This window comes from Halobacterium sp. KA-6, assembly GCF_021029015.1.
Lineage (GTDB): Archaea > Halobacteriota > Halobacteria > Halobacteriales > Halobacteriaceae > Halobacterium.
Genome location: NZ_JAJJZH010000002.1, coordinates 528,205 through 542,606, shown reverse-complemented (window position 1 = coordinate 542,606; position 14,402 = coordinate 528,205). Strand labels below are relative to the sequence as shown.

At 68.3% G+C, this 14,402-nt stretch carries 15 protein-coding genes; 7 read left to right on the top strand and 8 right to left on the bottom strand.

Translation table 11 applies throughout. The features are described 5' to 3' along the window. Positions 1-29: 29 nt before the first annotated feature. Complete coding sequence (locus LPA46_RS07870; RefSeq protein ID WP_230892048.1) at positions 30-602, top strand: cysteine hydrolase family protein; 573 nt, start codon at positions 30-32, stop codon at positions 600-602. A gap of 9 nt (positions 603-611) precedes the next feature. On the opposite strand, the gene LPA46_RS07865 is transcribed toward LPA46_RS07870, so the two are convergent. Both LPA46_RS07865 and LPA46_RS07860 read right to left on the bottom strand, forming a co-directional pair. Then, entirely contained in the window at positions 612-1,049 is a 438-nt protein-coding gene (locus LPA46_RS07865; RefSeq protein WP_230889404.1) for a phosphate-starvation-inducible PsiE family protein, read from the bottom strand. Positions 1,050-1,110: 61 nt separating this feature from the next. Further along, positions 1,111-1,932 carry a hypothetical protein gene (locus LPA46_RS07860; RefSeq protein WP_230892047.1) on the bottom strand — a complete coding sequence of 274 codons (822 nt, stop codon included), beginning with the start codon at positions 1,930-1,932 and terminating at the stop codon, positions 1,111-1,113. Between the two features lie 51 nt (positions 1,933-1,983). On the opposite strand from LPA46_RS07860, the gene LPA46_RS07855 reads away from it, so the two are divergent. The 3 genes from LPA46_RS07855 to LPA46_RS07845 all read left to right on the top strand — a co-directional run bounded on the left by LPA46_RS07855 (position 1,984) and on the right by LPA46_RS07845 (position 5,062). Next, positions 1,984-2,652, top strand: a complete 669-nt coding sequence (locus tag LPA46_RS07855) for a lipoate--protein ligase family protein (protein ID WP_230892046.1) — start codon at positions 1,984-1,986, stop codon at positions 2,650-2,652. A 190-nt stretch (positions 2,653-2,842) separates the two neighbouring features. Continuing rightward, positions 2,843-4,105, top strand: coding sequence for a dihydroorotase (locus tag LPA46_RS07850; protein ID WP_230892045.1), 1,263 nt, complete (start codon positions 2,843-2,845; stop codon positions 4,103-4,105). Between the two features lie 45 nt (positions 4,106-4,150). After that, positions 4,151-5,062, top strand: a complete 912-nt coding sequence (locus tag LPA46_RS07845) for an amino acid kinase family protein (RefSeq protein WP_230892044.1) — start codon at positions 4,151-4,153, stop codon at positions 5,060-5,062. Here the strand turns inward: LPA46_RS07845 and LPA46_RS07840 are convergent. The 5 genes from LPA46_RS07840 to LPA46_RS18815 all read right to left on the bottom strand — a co-directional run bounded on the left by LPA46_RS07840 (position 5,059) and on the right by LPA46_RS18815 (position 11,899). Next, a complete protein-coding gene (locus LPA46_RS07840; protein WP_230892043.1) occupies positions 5,059-5,409 on the bottom strand; it encodes a DUF7268 family protein in 351 nt (116 codons plus the stop codon). The two genes, LPA46_RS07845 and LPA46_RS07840, sit on opposite strands and share 4 nt — an antisense overlap. Then, positions 5,402-6,319, bottom strand: a complete 918-nt coding sequence (locus LPA46_RS07835) for an ABC transporter permease (protein WP_230889410.1) — start codon at positions 6,317-6,319, stop codon at positions 5,402-5,404. The genes LPA46_RS07840 and LPA46_RS07835 overlap by 8 nt, the downstream gene beginning before the upstream one ends. Continuing rightward, positions 6,316-7,329 carry an ABC transporter permease gene (locus LPA46_RS07830; RefSeq protein WP_230892042.1) on the bottom strand — a complete coding sequence of 338 codons (1,014 nt, stop codon included), beginning with the start codon at positions 7,327-7,329 and terminating at the stop codon, positions 6,316-6,318. Before LPA46_RS07830 ends, LPA46_RS07835 begins: the two co-directional genes overlap by 4 nt. A 49-nt stretch (positions 7,330-7,378) precedes the next feature. After that, on the bottom strand, positions 7,379-9,019 hold the full coding sequence (locus tag LPA46_RS07825) for an ABC transporter substrate-binding protein (protein ID WP_230889412.1): 1,641 nt from the start codon (positions 9,017-9,019) through the stop codon (positions 7,379-7,381). Positions 9,020-9,169: 150 nt separating this feature from the next. After that, positions 9,170-11,899 carry an ABC transporter ATP-binding protein gene (locus tag LPA46_RS18815; RefSeq protein WP_330166328.1) on the bottom strand — a complete coding sequence of 910 codons (2,730 nt, stop codon included), beginning with the start codon at positions 11,897-11,899 and terminating at the stop codon, positions 9,170-9,172. A gap of 82 nt (positions 11,900-11,981) precedes the next feature. Between LPA46_RS18815 and LPA46_RS07805 the strand changes: the two genes are divergently transcribed. After that, positions 11,982-12,470, top strand: coding sequence for a DUF7529 family protein (locus LPA46_RS07805; RefSeq protein ID WP_230889413.1), 489 nt, complete (start codon positions 11,982-11,984; stop codon positions 12,468-12,470). On the opposite strand, the gene LPA46_RS07800 is transcribed toward LPA46_RS07805, so the two are convergent. Beyond that, entirely contained in the window at positions 12,467-13,210 is a 744-nt protein-coding gene (locus LPA46_RS07800) for a DUF5806 family protein (protein WP_442903378.1), read from the bottom strand. The two genes, LPA46_RS07805 and LPA46_RS07800, sit on opposite strands and share 4 nt — an antisense overlap. 251 nt (positions 13,211-13,461) lie before the next feature. Between LPA46_RS07800 and LPA46_RS07795 the strand changes: the two genes are divergently transcribed. Together LPA46_RS07795 and LPA46_RS07790 are read left to right on the top strand one after the other, a co-directional pair. Further along, a complete protein-coding gene (locus LPA46_RS07795; RefSeq protein ID WP_230889415.1) occupies positions 13,462-13,830 on the top strand; it encodes a universal stress protein in 369 nt (122 codons plus the stop codon). Between the two features lies 1 nt (position 13,831). Next, positions 13,832-14,380 carry a GNAT family N-acetyltransferase gene (locus LPA46_RS07790; RefSeq protein ID WP_230889416.1) on the top strand — a complete coding sequence of 183 codons (549 nt, stop codon included), beginning with the start codon at positions 13,832-13,834 and terminating at the stop codon, positions 14,378-14,380. Positions 14,381-14,402: the final 22 nt, after the last annotated feature.

Here is a 14,402-nt window from a genome sequence, read left to right as displayed (position 1 = left end):
CTTAGTGGCTCGCCGGCGAGCACTCGCGCATGGAGTTCGACCCCGACAGCACCGCGGTCGTCGTCGTGGACGTCCAGAACGGCTTCTGCCACCCCGAGGGGAGCCTGTACGCGCCCGCCAGCGATGAAGTCGTCGACCCCGTCACCTCGCTCGTCTCTCGGGCGCGCGAGGCGGGCGCGAGCATCGTCTACACGCGGGACGTCCACCCGCCCGAGCAGTTCGAGGGCAACCACTACTACGACGAGTTCGAGCGCTGGGGCGAGCACGTCGTCGAGGGGACGTGGGACGCCCAGCTCCACGACCGCCTCGACGTGCGCAACGAGGACTACGTCGTGGAGAAACACACCTACGACGCGTTCTACCAGACCGGCCTCGAAGGGCACCTCGACACCTACGGTATCGACGACGTGCTGGTCTGCGGGACGCTGGCGAACGTCTGCGTGCTCCACACCGCGGGGAGCGCGGGCCTGCGGGACTACCGGCCGGTGCTCGTCGAGGACGCCATCGGCTACATCGAAGAAGAGCACCGCGAGTACGCGCTCGACCACGCCGACTGGCTGTTCGGCGAAGTCCTCGACCGCGACGAGGTCGCGTTCCAGTAGTCGGAGCCGTCAGTGGAGACTGCCGGACTCGGTGGGCGTCTTCCGAACGATGTAGAGCGCGCCGACGAGCACGGCGAGCAGGACGGCGAATCCGGCGGACGTCAGCAGCGCTTCCATCGCGGCGTGGTCATCGGGGTGGAAACTGATGACGCGACGCGTGACTGCGATGATGCCGGTGATGATGACGATGCGGACGACGCTCTCCTCGCGGGTGTACGCGACGACCGTCTGGTAGATTTCCACGATGATGAAGAGGAGGAGGACGGTGTCGATGAGCGCGATGACCTCGCTGGTCTGCGTGATGGCGCCCGTGCGGACCAACTGGAAGATGTTCAATCCGAGGTCGAAGACGCCGACAGCGAACAGCAAGACGAGCACGTACGCGGCGACGATTTCGACCGCCTGGATGAGTCGCTCGGTGATTCGTACGTGGTCGTCGACGTCCATGCACCGGAGTACAGACGGGGCGCTATTAAGAGCGTGGGCGGGACGCGGTCCCAGGTGACCGCTACGTAATGTCGACCGAGACGCTATCTCCGACCGCGAGGTCGTGGCCGGGTGCGACGAGTTTGACGCCGAGCCGATCGGTGCCGAGCCACAGCGAAAGCCCGCGAATCGGCTCGCCGTTCGCCGTCACGGTGACGTCCCGCCACGCGACGGTGCGGCCGTCCGCGACGTCGCCGACGTGCGTCCCGAGGAACGAAACCGGGTCGTCGTCCGCGCTGCCGCGTCCGAAAACGCCGCCGCCCTCGTAGTGCGGGAAGCCGCCGTCGAGCACACGGCCGTCGTCGGTGGCGATACCCGCGAACCGCTTGCCCGGTTCAGGGTGTTCGGGCGCGTCGAGGAGCGCGTACGTCTCCCCGGTTTCTACGACCTCGCCAGTGCCGTCCCAGGGGACTGGCTCGACGTGCGCGTCGAGGTCGAGCGGGAGCGACCCGGACGCTCGCACGGCGTCGCCGTCGCGCTCGCGGAACCCGAGGTGGACGTGGTTGTCGACCCACGGCGCGAAGAAGCCCGAGCGCACCATCCGCCCGAGGTCGTCGCCGAGCGCGACGGTATCGCTGGCTTCGACGGCGGGCGCGACGTGGAGGATGCGCGCGAGGTAGTCGCCCGTATCGACGACGATGAGGTGATCGTGGTCGGCGGCGTACGGCTTCGACGGACAGCGGACGGTGCGGGCCTCCACGACTTCGCCCGCGACCGGACTGGGGGCGCGAGCGGTCCGGGGGTACAAGTCGACCGCACAGCCGGCGTCGTGGGCGGGGTACGGCGAGTTGTAGAGGGACGCTCGCGGGTAGCGCGCGAGCACGTCGCCGTCCAGCGTGACCATACCCGCGAATCGGACCGTGAGGATTTACCGCCGTCGGTCGAAGGGACCGGTATGCGCGTGCTCCGCGAGCAAACCGACAGCCCGGACGCCGACCGCGCGGCGACCCGGCGGCTCCTCGATTCCGTCGGGGAGACCGGCGAGCCGGCGGTCCGCGTGTGGGCTCCGGGTCGCCAACTCGCGTTCGGCCGCCGAGACGCCAACAGCGACGGCTACGAGGCCGCCCGCGAGGCTGCTCGAGAGCACGGCTTCCCGCCAGTCGAGCGCAGCGTCGGCGGGCGCGCGGTCGCGTACACGGAGACGACGCTCGCGTTCGCCAGAGTCACGCCGGTCGAGGGCGTCCGCACGGGCCTCCAGGAGCGCTACGACGCGATGGTCGCGGACGTCGTCGACGCGCTCGCTGCAGTCGGCGTGGCCGCCAACGAGGGCGAACCTCCAGACTCGTTCTGCCCGGGCGACCACTCCGTCTCCGCGGACGGTAAACTCGCGGGCATCGCCCAGCGCGTGACGAAGGACGCCGCGCTCACGTCGGGCGTGCTCGTCGTCGACGACCGCGACGAGATTGCCGACGTACTCGCAGACGTCTACCCGAAACTCGGGGTCCCGTTCGACCCGAAATCGGTGGGGAGCGTCGCGACTGCTGGCGGCGACACCGAACGCGTCAGGGACGAACTGGAGCGTGCGCTCGTCGGCGATGAAGAGGTCGACGTGGAACGGCTCTAGGGGCTTTCCAACCACAGTACCAGCGATTACACAGCCGGCCCCTGGCGGATTGAAAGGGCGAGGCGCGCTCGCGGCCGGAGGCCGTGTGCGGTCCGCGAGCGCGACGAGGGCTTTCTAGGAGGCGGCACCGAGTAACGAGCGGTGAGTACGTCTCCGCAGTACTTAGGCCGGTGCCTGAAGACGACCACGTATGCGAGTAATCCGGAACGCAACGCTGGCGGACGGGCGGGAGCGCGACGTCCGAATCGCGGATGGGCGCATCGACGCGGTGGGCGAGGACCTCGACGGGGAGACGCTCGTCGACGCGACGGGGAAGCGCCTGCTGCCGGGGATGATAGACGCGCACGTGCACTTCCGCCAGCCCGGGTACGGGCACAAGGAGACGTGGGCGACGGGGTCGCGGAGCGCGGCGGCGGGCGGGGTCACTACCGTCGTCGACCAGCCGAACACGGAGCCGCCGACGGTGACGGGCGCGGCGTTCGACGAGAAGGCCGAGTACGCGGTCGACTCGCTCGTGGACTGGGGTATCAACGGCGGCGTCACCGAAGACTGGGACCCCGAAACGCTGTTCGACCGGCCGCTGTTCGCGCTCGGGGAGGTGTTCCTCGCTGATTCGACCGGGGACATGGGCATCGACGCGGACCTGTTCGCGGACGCGTGCCGGCGCGCGGCCGAGGAGGACGTGGTCGTTACCGTGCACGCCGAGGACGCCGACCTATTCTCCGAGGAGGCGAAGGAGCGTGACGACGCGGACGCGTGGAGCGCGTACCGGACGGCCGAAGCCGAGGAGGCGGCCGTGGAGCGCGCCGTCGGCGTCGGTGGGAACGTCGGCGCGACGATTCACGTCGCGCACACGTCGACACCCGAGGGCGTGGACGCGGCGCGGGTGGGCGGCGCGACCTGCGAGGTGACGCCCCACCACCTGTTCCTCTCGCGCGAGGACCTCGACGAGTTGGGGACGTTCGGGCGGATGAACCCGCCGCTGCGCAGCGAGGAGCGCCGCGAGGCGCTGTTCGAGCGACTCGAGGACGGCGAAGTCGATATCGTCGCGACCGACCACGCGCCCCACACGCGCGAGGAGAAGGACGCGAGCATCTGGGACGCGCCCTCCGGCGTGCCGGGTGTCGAGACCGCGCTGCCGCTGCTGCTCCAGGCTGCCAGCGAGGGGAGGCTGAGCTACGAGCGCGTGCGGGACGTCACCGCCGCGAATCCCGCGGATATCTTCGACCTGTCCGACAAGGGACGCATCGAAGCCGGCCGGGACGCCGACCTCGTGCTCGTCGACCCCGACGCGTCCCGCGAAATTCGCGGCGACGACCTCCACTCGAAGTGCGGGTGGACGCCGTTCGAGGGGATGGCGGGCGTGTTCCCTGAGTTGACGATGGTGCGCGGGACGGTCGTCTGGGACGGCGAGGAGTTCGACGAGCACGACGGCGAGAACGTCCGCGCCTGAGAGATTGCCGGCAGGGCTTAGTGCGGCGACGGCGACCGCTCATGTATGCGAGCGGTCGTCGCGCTCGGCGGGAACGCGCTCGCGCCGAGCGGCGAAGCCACGATAGCCGCCCAGCGCGAGCGAATCGAGGAGACCGCCGACGAACTTCAGGCACTCCACGAGGAGGGCCACGACCTCGTGTCGACGCACGGGAACGGCCCGCAGGTCGGCGCGCTGCTCCGCCAGCAGGAGGAGTCGAACGTGCCCGAGCGCCCCCTCGACGTGCTCGTCGCGGAGACGCAGGCACAAATCGGCTACCTCCTCCAGCAGGCCATCGACGAGCGCATTAACGCCAGCGTCGCGTCGGTCGTCACCCAAGTAGCGGTCGACCCCGAGGATTCGGCGTTCGACGAACCGTCGAAGCCGGTCGGCCCGTACCTGAGCGCCGAGCAGGCCCGCGAGCGCGACTTCGAGACGACGGAAGTGACGACGCCCGAGGGCGAGACGGCGTACCGGCGGGTCGTCCCCTCACCCGAACCCACGCGGATTTTGGAGGGCGAGCGCGTCGAGAGTCTGGTCGCGGACGGCGCGCCCGTCGTCTGCGGCGGCGGTGGCGGCGTCCCGGTCACCGTCGGGGAGGAAGGAATCGAGGGAGTGGCGGCGGTCGTCGACAAGGACCACACGACGCGCCTCGTCGCCGAGCGCGTCGACTCGGAGGTGCTGGTGATGGCGACGGACGTCCCCTGCGTCTACACGGACTTCGGGACGGCCGAGCAGACCTCCATCGAGGATGCGACCGCCGCGGAGATGCGTGAACACCTCGCCAGCGGCGAGTTCGGCGAGGGGAGCATGCAGCCGAAAGTGCGGGCGTGTCTGCGGTTTCTCGACGCGGGCGGCGAGCGCGCGGTCGTCGCGGGAACGGGGGATATTGCTGCGGCGGTCGCGGGCGACGCCGGCACGCAGATTCGTCCGGACTAGACGCCGAGCGCGACGGCCGTGACTGCGGCGGCGAACGCCCAACCCGCGCCCGTCCACGTGAGCACGAAGAAGGCCTCGCGCGCGCCAGCCTCGGTCCACGCGGAGCCGACGTCGACGTACTCCCGGACGCCGCGGAGCGTCTCGCCGAGGCCGACGGCGGTCGCCCACGCGAACACGCCGAATCCGAGGACGAGCGCGCCGAGCGCGAACGCCGTGTCGGTCGCGCCCTTCGGGGACGTGACGACGAGTAGCGCCAGCGAGAGGGCGACGCCGACTGCGGCGCCGCGGAGGGTCCAGCGGCCCGCGCGAACGACGAGGTCGCGCAGGCTGGGGGGAGAATCAGTCAATCGCTTCCCGCATCCGCGGGTCGAGCGCGTCGCGCATGCCGTCCCCGAGGAGGTTGAACCCGAGAACGGTCAGCGCGAGCAGCAGGCCGGGGAAGAACGACCACCACCACGCCCCCGAGAAGAGGCCGTACTCGACGCCGTTCGAGAGCATCATCCCCCACGTCGGTTCGCCGGGGCTGGCACCGAACCCGAGGAAGGACAGCGCGGCGATGTCGATGATTGCGAGCCCGAAGTTCAGCGTCGACTGGACGGTGATGGGGGCCAGGCAGTTCGGGAGCACGTGGCGAACCAGCAGCCGGGGGTCGGTCGCACCGAGTGCGCGCGTCGCCTCGATGTACTCGTCCTCCAGAACTTTCAGCGCGGCGCCGCGGACGACGCGGGCGAACCGCGGCGTGTACACGAGCGTCAGCGCCGCGACCGCGCGCCACAGCCCGAGGTCGTCCGGGAAGATGGTGACGAGCGCGAGCGCGAGCAACAGCGACGGGAACGACAACAGCACGTCCATCGTGCGCATGATGACGTTGTCCGTGAGGTCGCCGTAGTACGCCGCGATGATGCCGAGGCCGACGCCGAGCACGGTGGAGGCGGCGACCGTAACGGTGCCGTACAGCATCGCGTACCACGCGCCGTACAGCACGCGCGGGAAGATGTCGCGGGCCTGGCCGTCGGTGCCAAACCAGTACTGCGCGCTCGGCGCGGCCTCGGTCGGGTTCGTGCCGAACTGCGTCGACGTAATCGCGCCGAGGTCGTAGGCGAACCGGGCGTAGATGGCGACCGCGAACACGCCGCCGATGAGCGTGAGGCCGAGGACGGCCAGTCGGTTCGACAGCAGTTCGGAGAGGAACGGGCTCGCGCGGAGCCGCTCGACGATGCCACGCTCGACGTCGGGAGTTTGGGTTTCGGTGCTCATTGTTCGATGCGGGGGTCGAGGACGGAGTACGTCACGTCGACGAGGAGGTTCACCAGCGTGTACATCACCGCGAACACGAGCACGGTGGCTTGCACGACCGGGTAGTCACTCTGGTTGATGGCGCTGACCAGCAGCGTGCCGATGCCGTTGATTTCGAAGACGGTCTCGGTAAGCACGGCACCGCCGAGCAGCGCCCCGAACTGGATGCCGATGATGGTGATGACGGGGATGAAGGCGTTCCGGAGGCCGTGTTTCATCGTCGTAATCTTCTCGCCCTGGCCCTTCGCGCGGGCAGTCCGCATGTAGTCCTGGCGGATGACCTCGATCATCGACGAGCGCATCATCCGCGAGATGAGGGCCATCTGGTAGATGCCCAGCACGACGATGGGCAACAGGAGGTGGCGGAACGCCGACCGGAACGCGGGGAGGTCGCCCGCGAGGAGGGTGTCCACGAGGATGAAGCCGGTGACGGCGTCGATGAAGTGCGCGGAGCCGATGCGGCCGCTCGTCGGTAGGATGCCGAGGAACTGCGCGAACAGCAGGATGAGCAGCGGGCCGCTCCAATAGATGGGGATGCTGATGCCGCTGAGTGCGCCGATGCGCGTGAGGTGGTCGGTGAGCGTGTCCTGTTTGACCGCGCTCAGGATGCCCAGCGGCAGCCCGAACAGCAGGCCCGCGAGCTGGCCGAGCACCGCGAGCTCGATGGTGATGGGGAGGCGGTCGGCGAGAATCTGGCTGACCGGCGTGCCGCGCTGAATCTGGTAGGACTGGCCGAAGTCGAAGGTGGCGACGTCGCCGAGGAACCGGAGGTACTGCTGCCAGAGCGGGTCGTTCAGCCCGAGGTCCGTGCGGACCTGCTCGACGAACGCCTGACTCGCGCGCTGGCCGGCGATTGCGACCGCCGGGTCGCCCGGCGAGAGGTGGAGGATCACGAACACGACGGTCGCCACCCCGAACAGCACGGGGACGAGGAGCAGCAACCGTTTTGCGACGAACCGCTTTGAGACCATTACGCGAAGGGGGGAGTGCGAGAATTAAAAAGGTCCCGTCGTGGGGCCGTTATTCTAGTTCGACGAGGTCGAGGTGCGGGCCACCGATGGCCGAGATGGTGTAGTTGCTCACGCCGTTGCCGACGCCGCGCACCTCCTCGGCGTAGTCGATGTACACCCACGGCGCTTCGTCGTGGGCAATCTGGACCGCCTCGTTGTACAGGTCCGCGCGTTCGCTCTGGGTCGTCGTCGTCTGTGCTTCCTCGACGTGGTTCATGTAATCCTGGTTCGCCCACGCCGTGATGTTGGACGTGTTGTAGCCCTCGGTGTCCCACGACACCCAGTCCTGGCCCTGGGGGACCTCGCACTGGGGGTGGAGGAGGACGTAACAGAAGTTGTCGGGGTCAGCGTTGTCCGTGTACCAGCCGGCGAGCGCCGCGTCGTGGCGGCCCTCGGCGGTGTACGTGAGGTAGTCCGAGAACTGGCGGTCGTCGATGGTGACGTCGATGCCGACCTCGTCGAGGTTCGACCGGATGGTCTCGGCGGTCGGGAGCGGCGCGGGGTTGTAGCCGCGCGGGTTCTGGAACGTCGTCAGCTCGAAGGAGAAGCCGTCGCCGTAGCCGGCTTCCTCGAGCAGCGACTGCGCCTGCTCGGGGTCGTGGGGGTACGGGCTGAGGTCGTCGCTGTGGCCGAACAGCGCGGGCGGAATCGGCTGGTCAGCCTGCGTCGCGATGCCCGAGTAGATGTTCTCGACGATGGACTGCGTGTCGATGGCGTAGCTGATTGCGCGGCGGACGCGCCGGTCGCGGAACGCCTCCACGCGGGACATGTTGAAGCCCATGTAGCCGATGTTGATGCCCTGCTCCGTCTCCACGGAGGCGGTGTCGGACCCCTCGACGGTCTCGATGGTGTCGGGGTCGAGGCCGTCGATAATCTCCATCTCCTCCTCGACGAGAGCCTGTGCGCGCGTGGAGTTTTGGCCGCGCGTGAGGAACAGCACTTCGTTGACGTTCGGGGCGTCGCCCCAGTAGTCGTCGTAGGCGGTGAGTTGGATGCGGTTGTTGGCGTCGTCGAGCTCGGAGAGCTCGAACGGCCCGGTGCCGACCATCTCCTCGTCGAGGTTGACGTCGCCCTCGATGGCGTCCTGGGAGATGACGACCGCGCAGAACATTGCGAGGTTCCGGAGGAACGGCGCGTACGTCTGCGTGAGCGTGATGTTCAGCGTGTAGTCGCCGTCCTTGGAGACGCTGTCGATCCAGTTACCGAGCGTGAACGGCCCGTACGCGGACGCGTCCTCGAAGTGGTACTCGTAGTCGTCGTCGACGAACCGGCGGTACGTCGCGATGAAGTCGTCGGCCGTGAAGTCGGAGCCGTCGTGGAACGTCACGTCCTCGCGGAGCTGGAGGGTGACGTTCGAGCCGTCCATCGTCCAGTCGGTCGCGAGCGCTTCGGTGAGCGCGGCTTCCCCGGGCTGGAAGCCGATGAGCCCCTCGTAGGCCTGGTTGGTCACCTTCGCGACCTCGCCGCTGGTGGTATTCTGCGGGTCGAGCGTCGAGGAGTGCGAACCCCGGCCGTACCGGAGCGTGCCGCCGCCACCGCCGCCGCCACCGAGACAGCCGGCAACGGAACTCGTCGCGGTCGCGGCGACGGTCGCGGTACCGGCGGCCTTCAGGAAACTGCGCCGTGAGACCTGGCTGTCATTACCTGCCATAAGAGGACACCCGAGAGCTACCCAAATAATAGTATCGGATAGTCGTGGTGTAATCGGCACACGCCGCTGGGGTCGCCCGCAGACGGACTTCGTCCGGGGGCAAAATTGCCGCTAACTCCGGGGCGGCGACGGGGCAGTCCCAGCCCCGATTCACTCAGCGTCGGAGAACAGGTGACACGCTGCGGGATGGGCCTCGTCGCCGAGATGGGGGTCCTTCCGCTCGCAGACGCTTTCGAAGGTTTCGCTAAGGACCGCTTCCGCGCCCTCCCAGTCGCCCTCGGCGAGGTAGTCGAAGGACTCGTCGACGGCGTCCCGAGCCTTCCCGGAGAGTGGCTCATCGAAGAACTGGTCGTGGAGGACGGCGTGGAGGTCGCTGCCGCCGTCCGCGACCGCTCGGTCCGCGTGGGCCTCGCCGGCCGCCTGCTCACGTGCGGCGTCAAGGTCGATGTCGCGGGACTCCACGCGCTGCCGGTAGAACATCACTTCGCGGTAGCGCTCCTGCTCGATGTCAAGGTCCTCGGGCGGAATCACGGACGGACACCGCGTGCGGAAGTGACAGCCCGACGGCGGGTCGATAGGCGACGGCACGTCCCCCTTCAGGATGGTGCGGTCGCTGGTCTCGGCCAGCGGGTCGGGCTCGGGAATCGCCGACAGCAACGCGTTCGTGTAGGGGTGTTTGGGGTCGCCGAACAGCTCGTCCGTCCCCGCGACCTCCACGATTTCCCCGAGGTACATCACCGCGACGCGGTCGGAGATGTGGCGCACCACGGAGAGGTCGTGGGCGATGAACAGGTACGTCAGGCCATACTCCTCCTGGAGGTCCTCCATGAGGTTGATAATCTGGGCCTGCACAGAGACGTCGAGCGCGCTCACCGGCTCGTCCGCGACGATGAAGTCGGGGTCGACCGCGAGTGCCCGCGCGATGCCAACGCGCTGGCGCTGCCCGCCCGAGAGTTCGTGTGGATAGCGGTCGTACTGACTCGGGTCGAGCCCGACCTCTTCGAGGAGTTCGACGACGCGCTGGCGGCGGTGGCCCTCCGCGAGGTCGTGAATCTTCAGCGGCTCCATGACCGTCTGACCGACCGTCATCCGCGGGTCGAGACTCGACATTGGGTCCTGGAACACCATCTGCATGTCCTTGCGCTTCTCCCGGAGTTCGGTCTTCGAGAGGGTCCCGAGGTCGTCGCCCGCGAACACGACCGTGCCGTCGGTCGGCGGGTCGAGGTGGAGGAGCGCGCGCCCGGCCGTCGACTTCCCGCAGCCGGACTCGCCGACCAGCCCGAGCGTCTCGCCCTCGTGGACGTCGAGGCTGATGCCGTCAACGGCCTTCACGCTGGGCTCCTCGCCCGGGAAGAACCGGTCGAGCCAGCCCGACTCCTGCTCGTAGTACTTGCGCATCTCCTGGAGTTCCACGAGCGGTTCGCCGATTTCGTGTTCGGCCTTCGAGGAGACGCCTTCGGACCCGTACTCGCTCTCGTCGAAGTCTGGGAGGATGCACTTCGAGCGGTGGTCGACGTCCTCGGCGCCGTGCTGGAGGAACGGAATCTCGCCCTCGCGGCACTCGGGTTGCGCCCACGGGCAGCGGTCCGCGAAGTGGCAGCCCTCGGGCATGTCGATGAGGTCCGGGACGTTGCCCTCGATGGGCGTCAGGCGCTCTTTTTCCTCGGTCGGAATCGACTCCAGCAGCGTGTACGTGTACGGGTGGCTGGGGTTGTGGAAGATTTCTTCCACGGGCCCCTCCTCGACGATTTCGCCCGCGTACATCACCGCGACGCGGTCGCAGGTCTCGGCGACCACGCCGAGGTCGTGGGTAATCATCAGCACGGACATCCCGAATTCGTCCTGGAGGTCGTCGATGAGGTCCAGAATCTGGGCCTGGATGGTCACGTCCAGCGCCGTCGTCGGCTCGTCGGCGACCAGCAGCCGCGGCTGGCACGCCAACGCGATGGCGATGAGCACGCGCTGGCGCATCCCTCCGGAGAACTCGTGGGGGTACTCCTCCAGCCGGGTCGTCGCCTCGGGAATTCCGACCTCGGTGAGGATGTCGATGACGTCCTCGAACACTTCCTCGTCGTGCTCGCGGCCGCCAATCTTGGGGAGAATCTCGCGAATCGCGTTCAGCCACGTGTCGGGCTTGCGGTCGCCGTAGCGGTGGAGGCGCAGCGACTCGGCGACCTGCTCGCCGACGGTCACCGCGGGGTTCAGCGACGTCATCGGGTCCTGGAAGATCATCCCCATCTCGCCGCCGCGCACCTTCCGCATCGCTTCCTCGGGGGCGTCCGTGAGGTCGAGGACGCCGTCGGTCACGTCCACGTCGGCCACGTCCGCCCCGCGCAGCAGTTCGGCGCGCGCGTCGTCGTCGACGTAGACGAAGCCGTCGTCGGCATCGTCGACAGCGGTTTCGAGGGCGTCCGCGACGACGGACTCGGTCGTGCCTTCGTCGAGTCGGTCGGCGGCCTCGCGGAGGTCGTCCGCGAGGTCGGCGGGGTCGTCGGCACCCGTGAGGTCGGCGGACATCCCGCGGAGTTCCGCGGACGCCGACTCAACGCCTTCGCCGACGCGGAGGTCGCCGACGACTTCCCAGACGGCGTCCACGAGCTCGAACGGGTACGGGACGACGCTGCCCTCAAAGTCCCCCGCGAGGTCGGCGGCGAGGTCGGCAGCACGGAACGTCACGCGGCCGTCCACGACCTCGCCGGGGTCGTCGACGAGGTCCATCGCCGACAGCGCCGTGACGCTCTTCCCGGAGCCGGATTCGCCGACGAGCCCGACGGTCTCGCCCTCCTCGATTGTGAGGTCGATGCCGTCCACGGCCTTCACCGCGCCGCGTTCGGTCTCGAACTGCGTCCGCAGGCCGGAGAGCGACAGGAGGTCAGTCACTGGGCAAAATTCGCAGTCCACCCAAGAAATACCTTGCGGGACTTGGGCAACGCTTATCCCCGGCGCTGCCCGCGACACAGACATGAACGACAACCCCGCCAGCGACGGCCCAACGAACCAGCCGACAGAGCAGGGCTGGCAGGCCGTCGTCGACGACATGGCGGCGACCGCCGAGGCGTACCGCGACCGCGGCTGGACGACGCTGGAACTCCACCCCGGCGACTCTGTACTCGTGGACTCGGAGTTCCGCACCGGCCTCGACGTGTTGCTGCCCGGTGACGAGTACGAGGACCTCGAAGCACTCGCCGAGGACACGGCGTTCACGGACGTGGACGTGTTCCAGGCGGCCGCGAACAGTACGACGTACCTGCTCGTCGTGGAGAAAGACCCAGACAGCGAGACCGCGGTGTTCGTGCCCGCGTACTACGACAGCGCAACCTCTGCGGAGAAACTCGACACGATTCGCGCGAACGGCGAAGTCCGGCTGTTCTGCCGGCGACTCAACGACGACTACGTGGAGTTCGTCCACGAGAACGTCGACCCGTTCCTCCCGGAGCAGCCCGACGCCTAGTCGTCGGCGCTCGCGTCCGCGTCGATGGTGTGCCCGCAGTTCGGGCACTCCGTGCCGTCGTGGCGCAGTTCGTCGCTCGCCGAGCGCACGTCCCGCATCACCGACGAGATGCGTTCCTCCGCCTCTAACTCCTCCTCGACGGCGAGGTCGACGCCCTCCACTTCGAGCAGGAACTTCGCGACCTCCGTCACCTCGTACATCAGGTCGTCGAGCTCGTCGGCCGTGAAGAACCCGGACATCGCGCCGTAGAGGAACGTCGCGCCCGCCATCCGGACTTTGTCCTCGAACGCCGACCGAGCCTGGTTGACCGCCTGCGGGCTGTACGTGTCGGTCATGAACGGCACGAGTTCCGGGAGGTTCTCCCCGATTTTCGTCATCTCCACGCCAGTCTCCGTGCGGAAGTCCGCGCAGAGCCGCGCTATCGCCCACTCGCGGGCCGTGACGTAGGTTCGGTCCCGGAGGAACTCGTTGACGCGGTCGTACTGCGCGCCGTCCATCTTCGAGAACCGCGCGTACTCGCGGACGTCCTCGGGCACGTCGTCGGTGTCGTCGGTCGGGGCCTCCGTCGGCTCGACGGCCGGCGTGAGGTCCCAGTCTGCGGGAGAAGCGCGTTCGGGCATGGAGTAGGGTTGCCGTGTTGAGCGCAAAAGCGTGTCGCCGGCGAGACTCCGACCAGAGGGAGGAGTCTCGTTATTGCGAGCGGCGACCAGAGGGAGCCGTGAGCAGCGCGGGGCGATCAGCCCAGCGAGAAATTCCCGAACGGACGAGCGGGGACGTGCTCGACCGGAGAGAGAGAGCACGGAAGAGCGAGCCGTGAGCGTAGCGAGCCGCGAGCAGCGCGGTACGCTGAGTGGGGCGTTCGGTCACTCTGTGCTCGGAATCCCGCAGTTCGCGGGTCGCTTCGCTCCCCGCTCACATATTCGGAGGCGACTCGCGTTGCTCGTCGCCTCCCAGCCGAATCCTTTTACTCGGCGGCGCTGACAGTCCGACTATGAAAGTGCTGCTCGGCATCGGCGGCGCAGACGACTCCCTCGACGCGCTCCACGAGACGGTCGAACGGGCGGTCGAGACCGGCGACGAGGTGACGGTGGCTGTCGTGGAGAATCCCGACAGCGACCGGTCGCCCGAGGACATCGTGGAGGTCGCTCGGGAGACGCTGACCGAGGCCGGCCTGGAGGCGGACGTGCGGCAGTTGTCCGGCGACCCGGGGAGTAGTATCGTGCAGTTGGCCGAGACCGAGGAGTTCGACCAAATCGTGCTCGGGGGCGGCCAGCGAAGCCCGATGGGGAAGATTCGCCTCGGCAACATCGCGGAGTTCGTGCTGTTGAACGCGCGCGTGTCCGTGAAGTTGGTGCGATAGCATGTCCGACGAACGAGCGTACCCCGACGAGGTCGCGGACGAGTTCCCGCGGCCGCCGCGGGAGTTCGAGGACGGCGAGGGCCGAACCATCGAAGTGCGAGCGTGGGAGGGCGAGCACGGCCCGGGCGACGACGCCTTCGAGGCCGTCGTGGAGATGTACGTGGAGTTCGACCCGGCCGACCGCGCGCAGGGCGTGCCACCGGTCGGCGAGGAGCGCATCCGGGAGTGGCTGGAGAACCTCTTCGAGCAGGACGGCTACGACGTGCTGGCGTGGGACGACGACGAGGTGGCGGGGCACGCGACGCTCGTGCCGGACAACGAGTCGACGTACGAGCTCGCCATCTTCGTCCACCAGGACTACCAGGGCGCGGGCATCGGCACGAAACTCATCGAGGCGCTGCTCGGCCACGGCCAGGAGCACGGCGCGGAGTACGTCTGGCTGACCGTCGAACGCTGGAACCGGCCCGCAGTCGCGCTCTACGAGAAGGTCGGCTTCGACACGGCGGCCGCCGAGAGCTTCGAGATGGAGATGGCGATTCGACTGAACTAATTGGGTGGCGGGGGACGTGCCG

Bases quoted from the DNA above. Each gene is read 5' to 3' on its own strand.
- LPA46_RS07870 (WP_230892048.1), top strand. From the start codon at position 30: ATGGAGTTCGACCCCGACAGCACCGCGGTCGTCGTCGTGGACGTCCAG.
- LPA46_RS07865 (WP_230889404.1), bottom strand. From the start codon at position 1,049: ATGGACGTCGACGACCACGTACGAATCACCGAGCGACTCATCCAGGCG.
- LPA46_RS07860 (WP_230892047.1), bottom strand. From the start codon at position 1,932: ATGGTCACGCTGGACGGCGACGTGCTCGCGCGCTACCCGCGAGCGTCC.
- LPA46_RS07855 (WP_230892046.1), top strand. From the start codon at position 1,984: ATGCGCGTGCTCCGCGAGCAAACCGACAGCCCGGACGCCGACCGCGCG.
- LPA46_RS07850 (WP_230892045.1), top strand. From the start codon at position 2,843: ATGCGAGTAATCCGGAACGCAACGCTGGCGGACGGGCGGGAGCGCGAC.
- LPA46_RS07845 (WP_230892044.1), top strand. From the start codon at position 4,151: ATGCGAGCGGTCGTCGCGCTCGGCGGGAACGCGCTCGCGCCGAGCGGC.
- LPA46_RS07835 (WP_230889410.1), bottom strand. From the start codon at position 6,319: ATGAGCACCGAAACCCAAACTCCCGACGTCGAGCGTGGCATCGTCGAG.
- LPA46_RS07830 (WP_230892042.1), bottom strand. From the start codon at position 7,329: ATGGTCTCAAAGCGGTTCGTCGCAAAACGGTTGCTGCTCCTCGTCCCC.
- LPA46_RS07825 (WP_230889412.1), bottom strand. From the start codon at position 9,019: ATGGCAGGTAATGACAGCCAGGTCTCACGGCGCAGTTTCCTGAAGGCC.
- LPA46_RS07805 (WP_230889413.1), top strand. From the start codon at position 11,982: ATGAACGACAACCCCGCCAGCGACGGCCCAACGAACCAGCCGACAGAG.
- LPA46_RS07795 (WP_230889415.1), top strand. From the start codon at position 13,462: ATGAAAGTGCTGCTCGGCATCGGCGGCGCAGACGACTCCCTCGACGCG.
- LPA46_RS07790 (WP_230889416.1), top strand. From the start codon at position 13,832: ATGTCCGACGAACGAGCGTACCCCGACGAGGTCGCGGACGAGTTCCCG.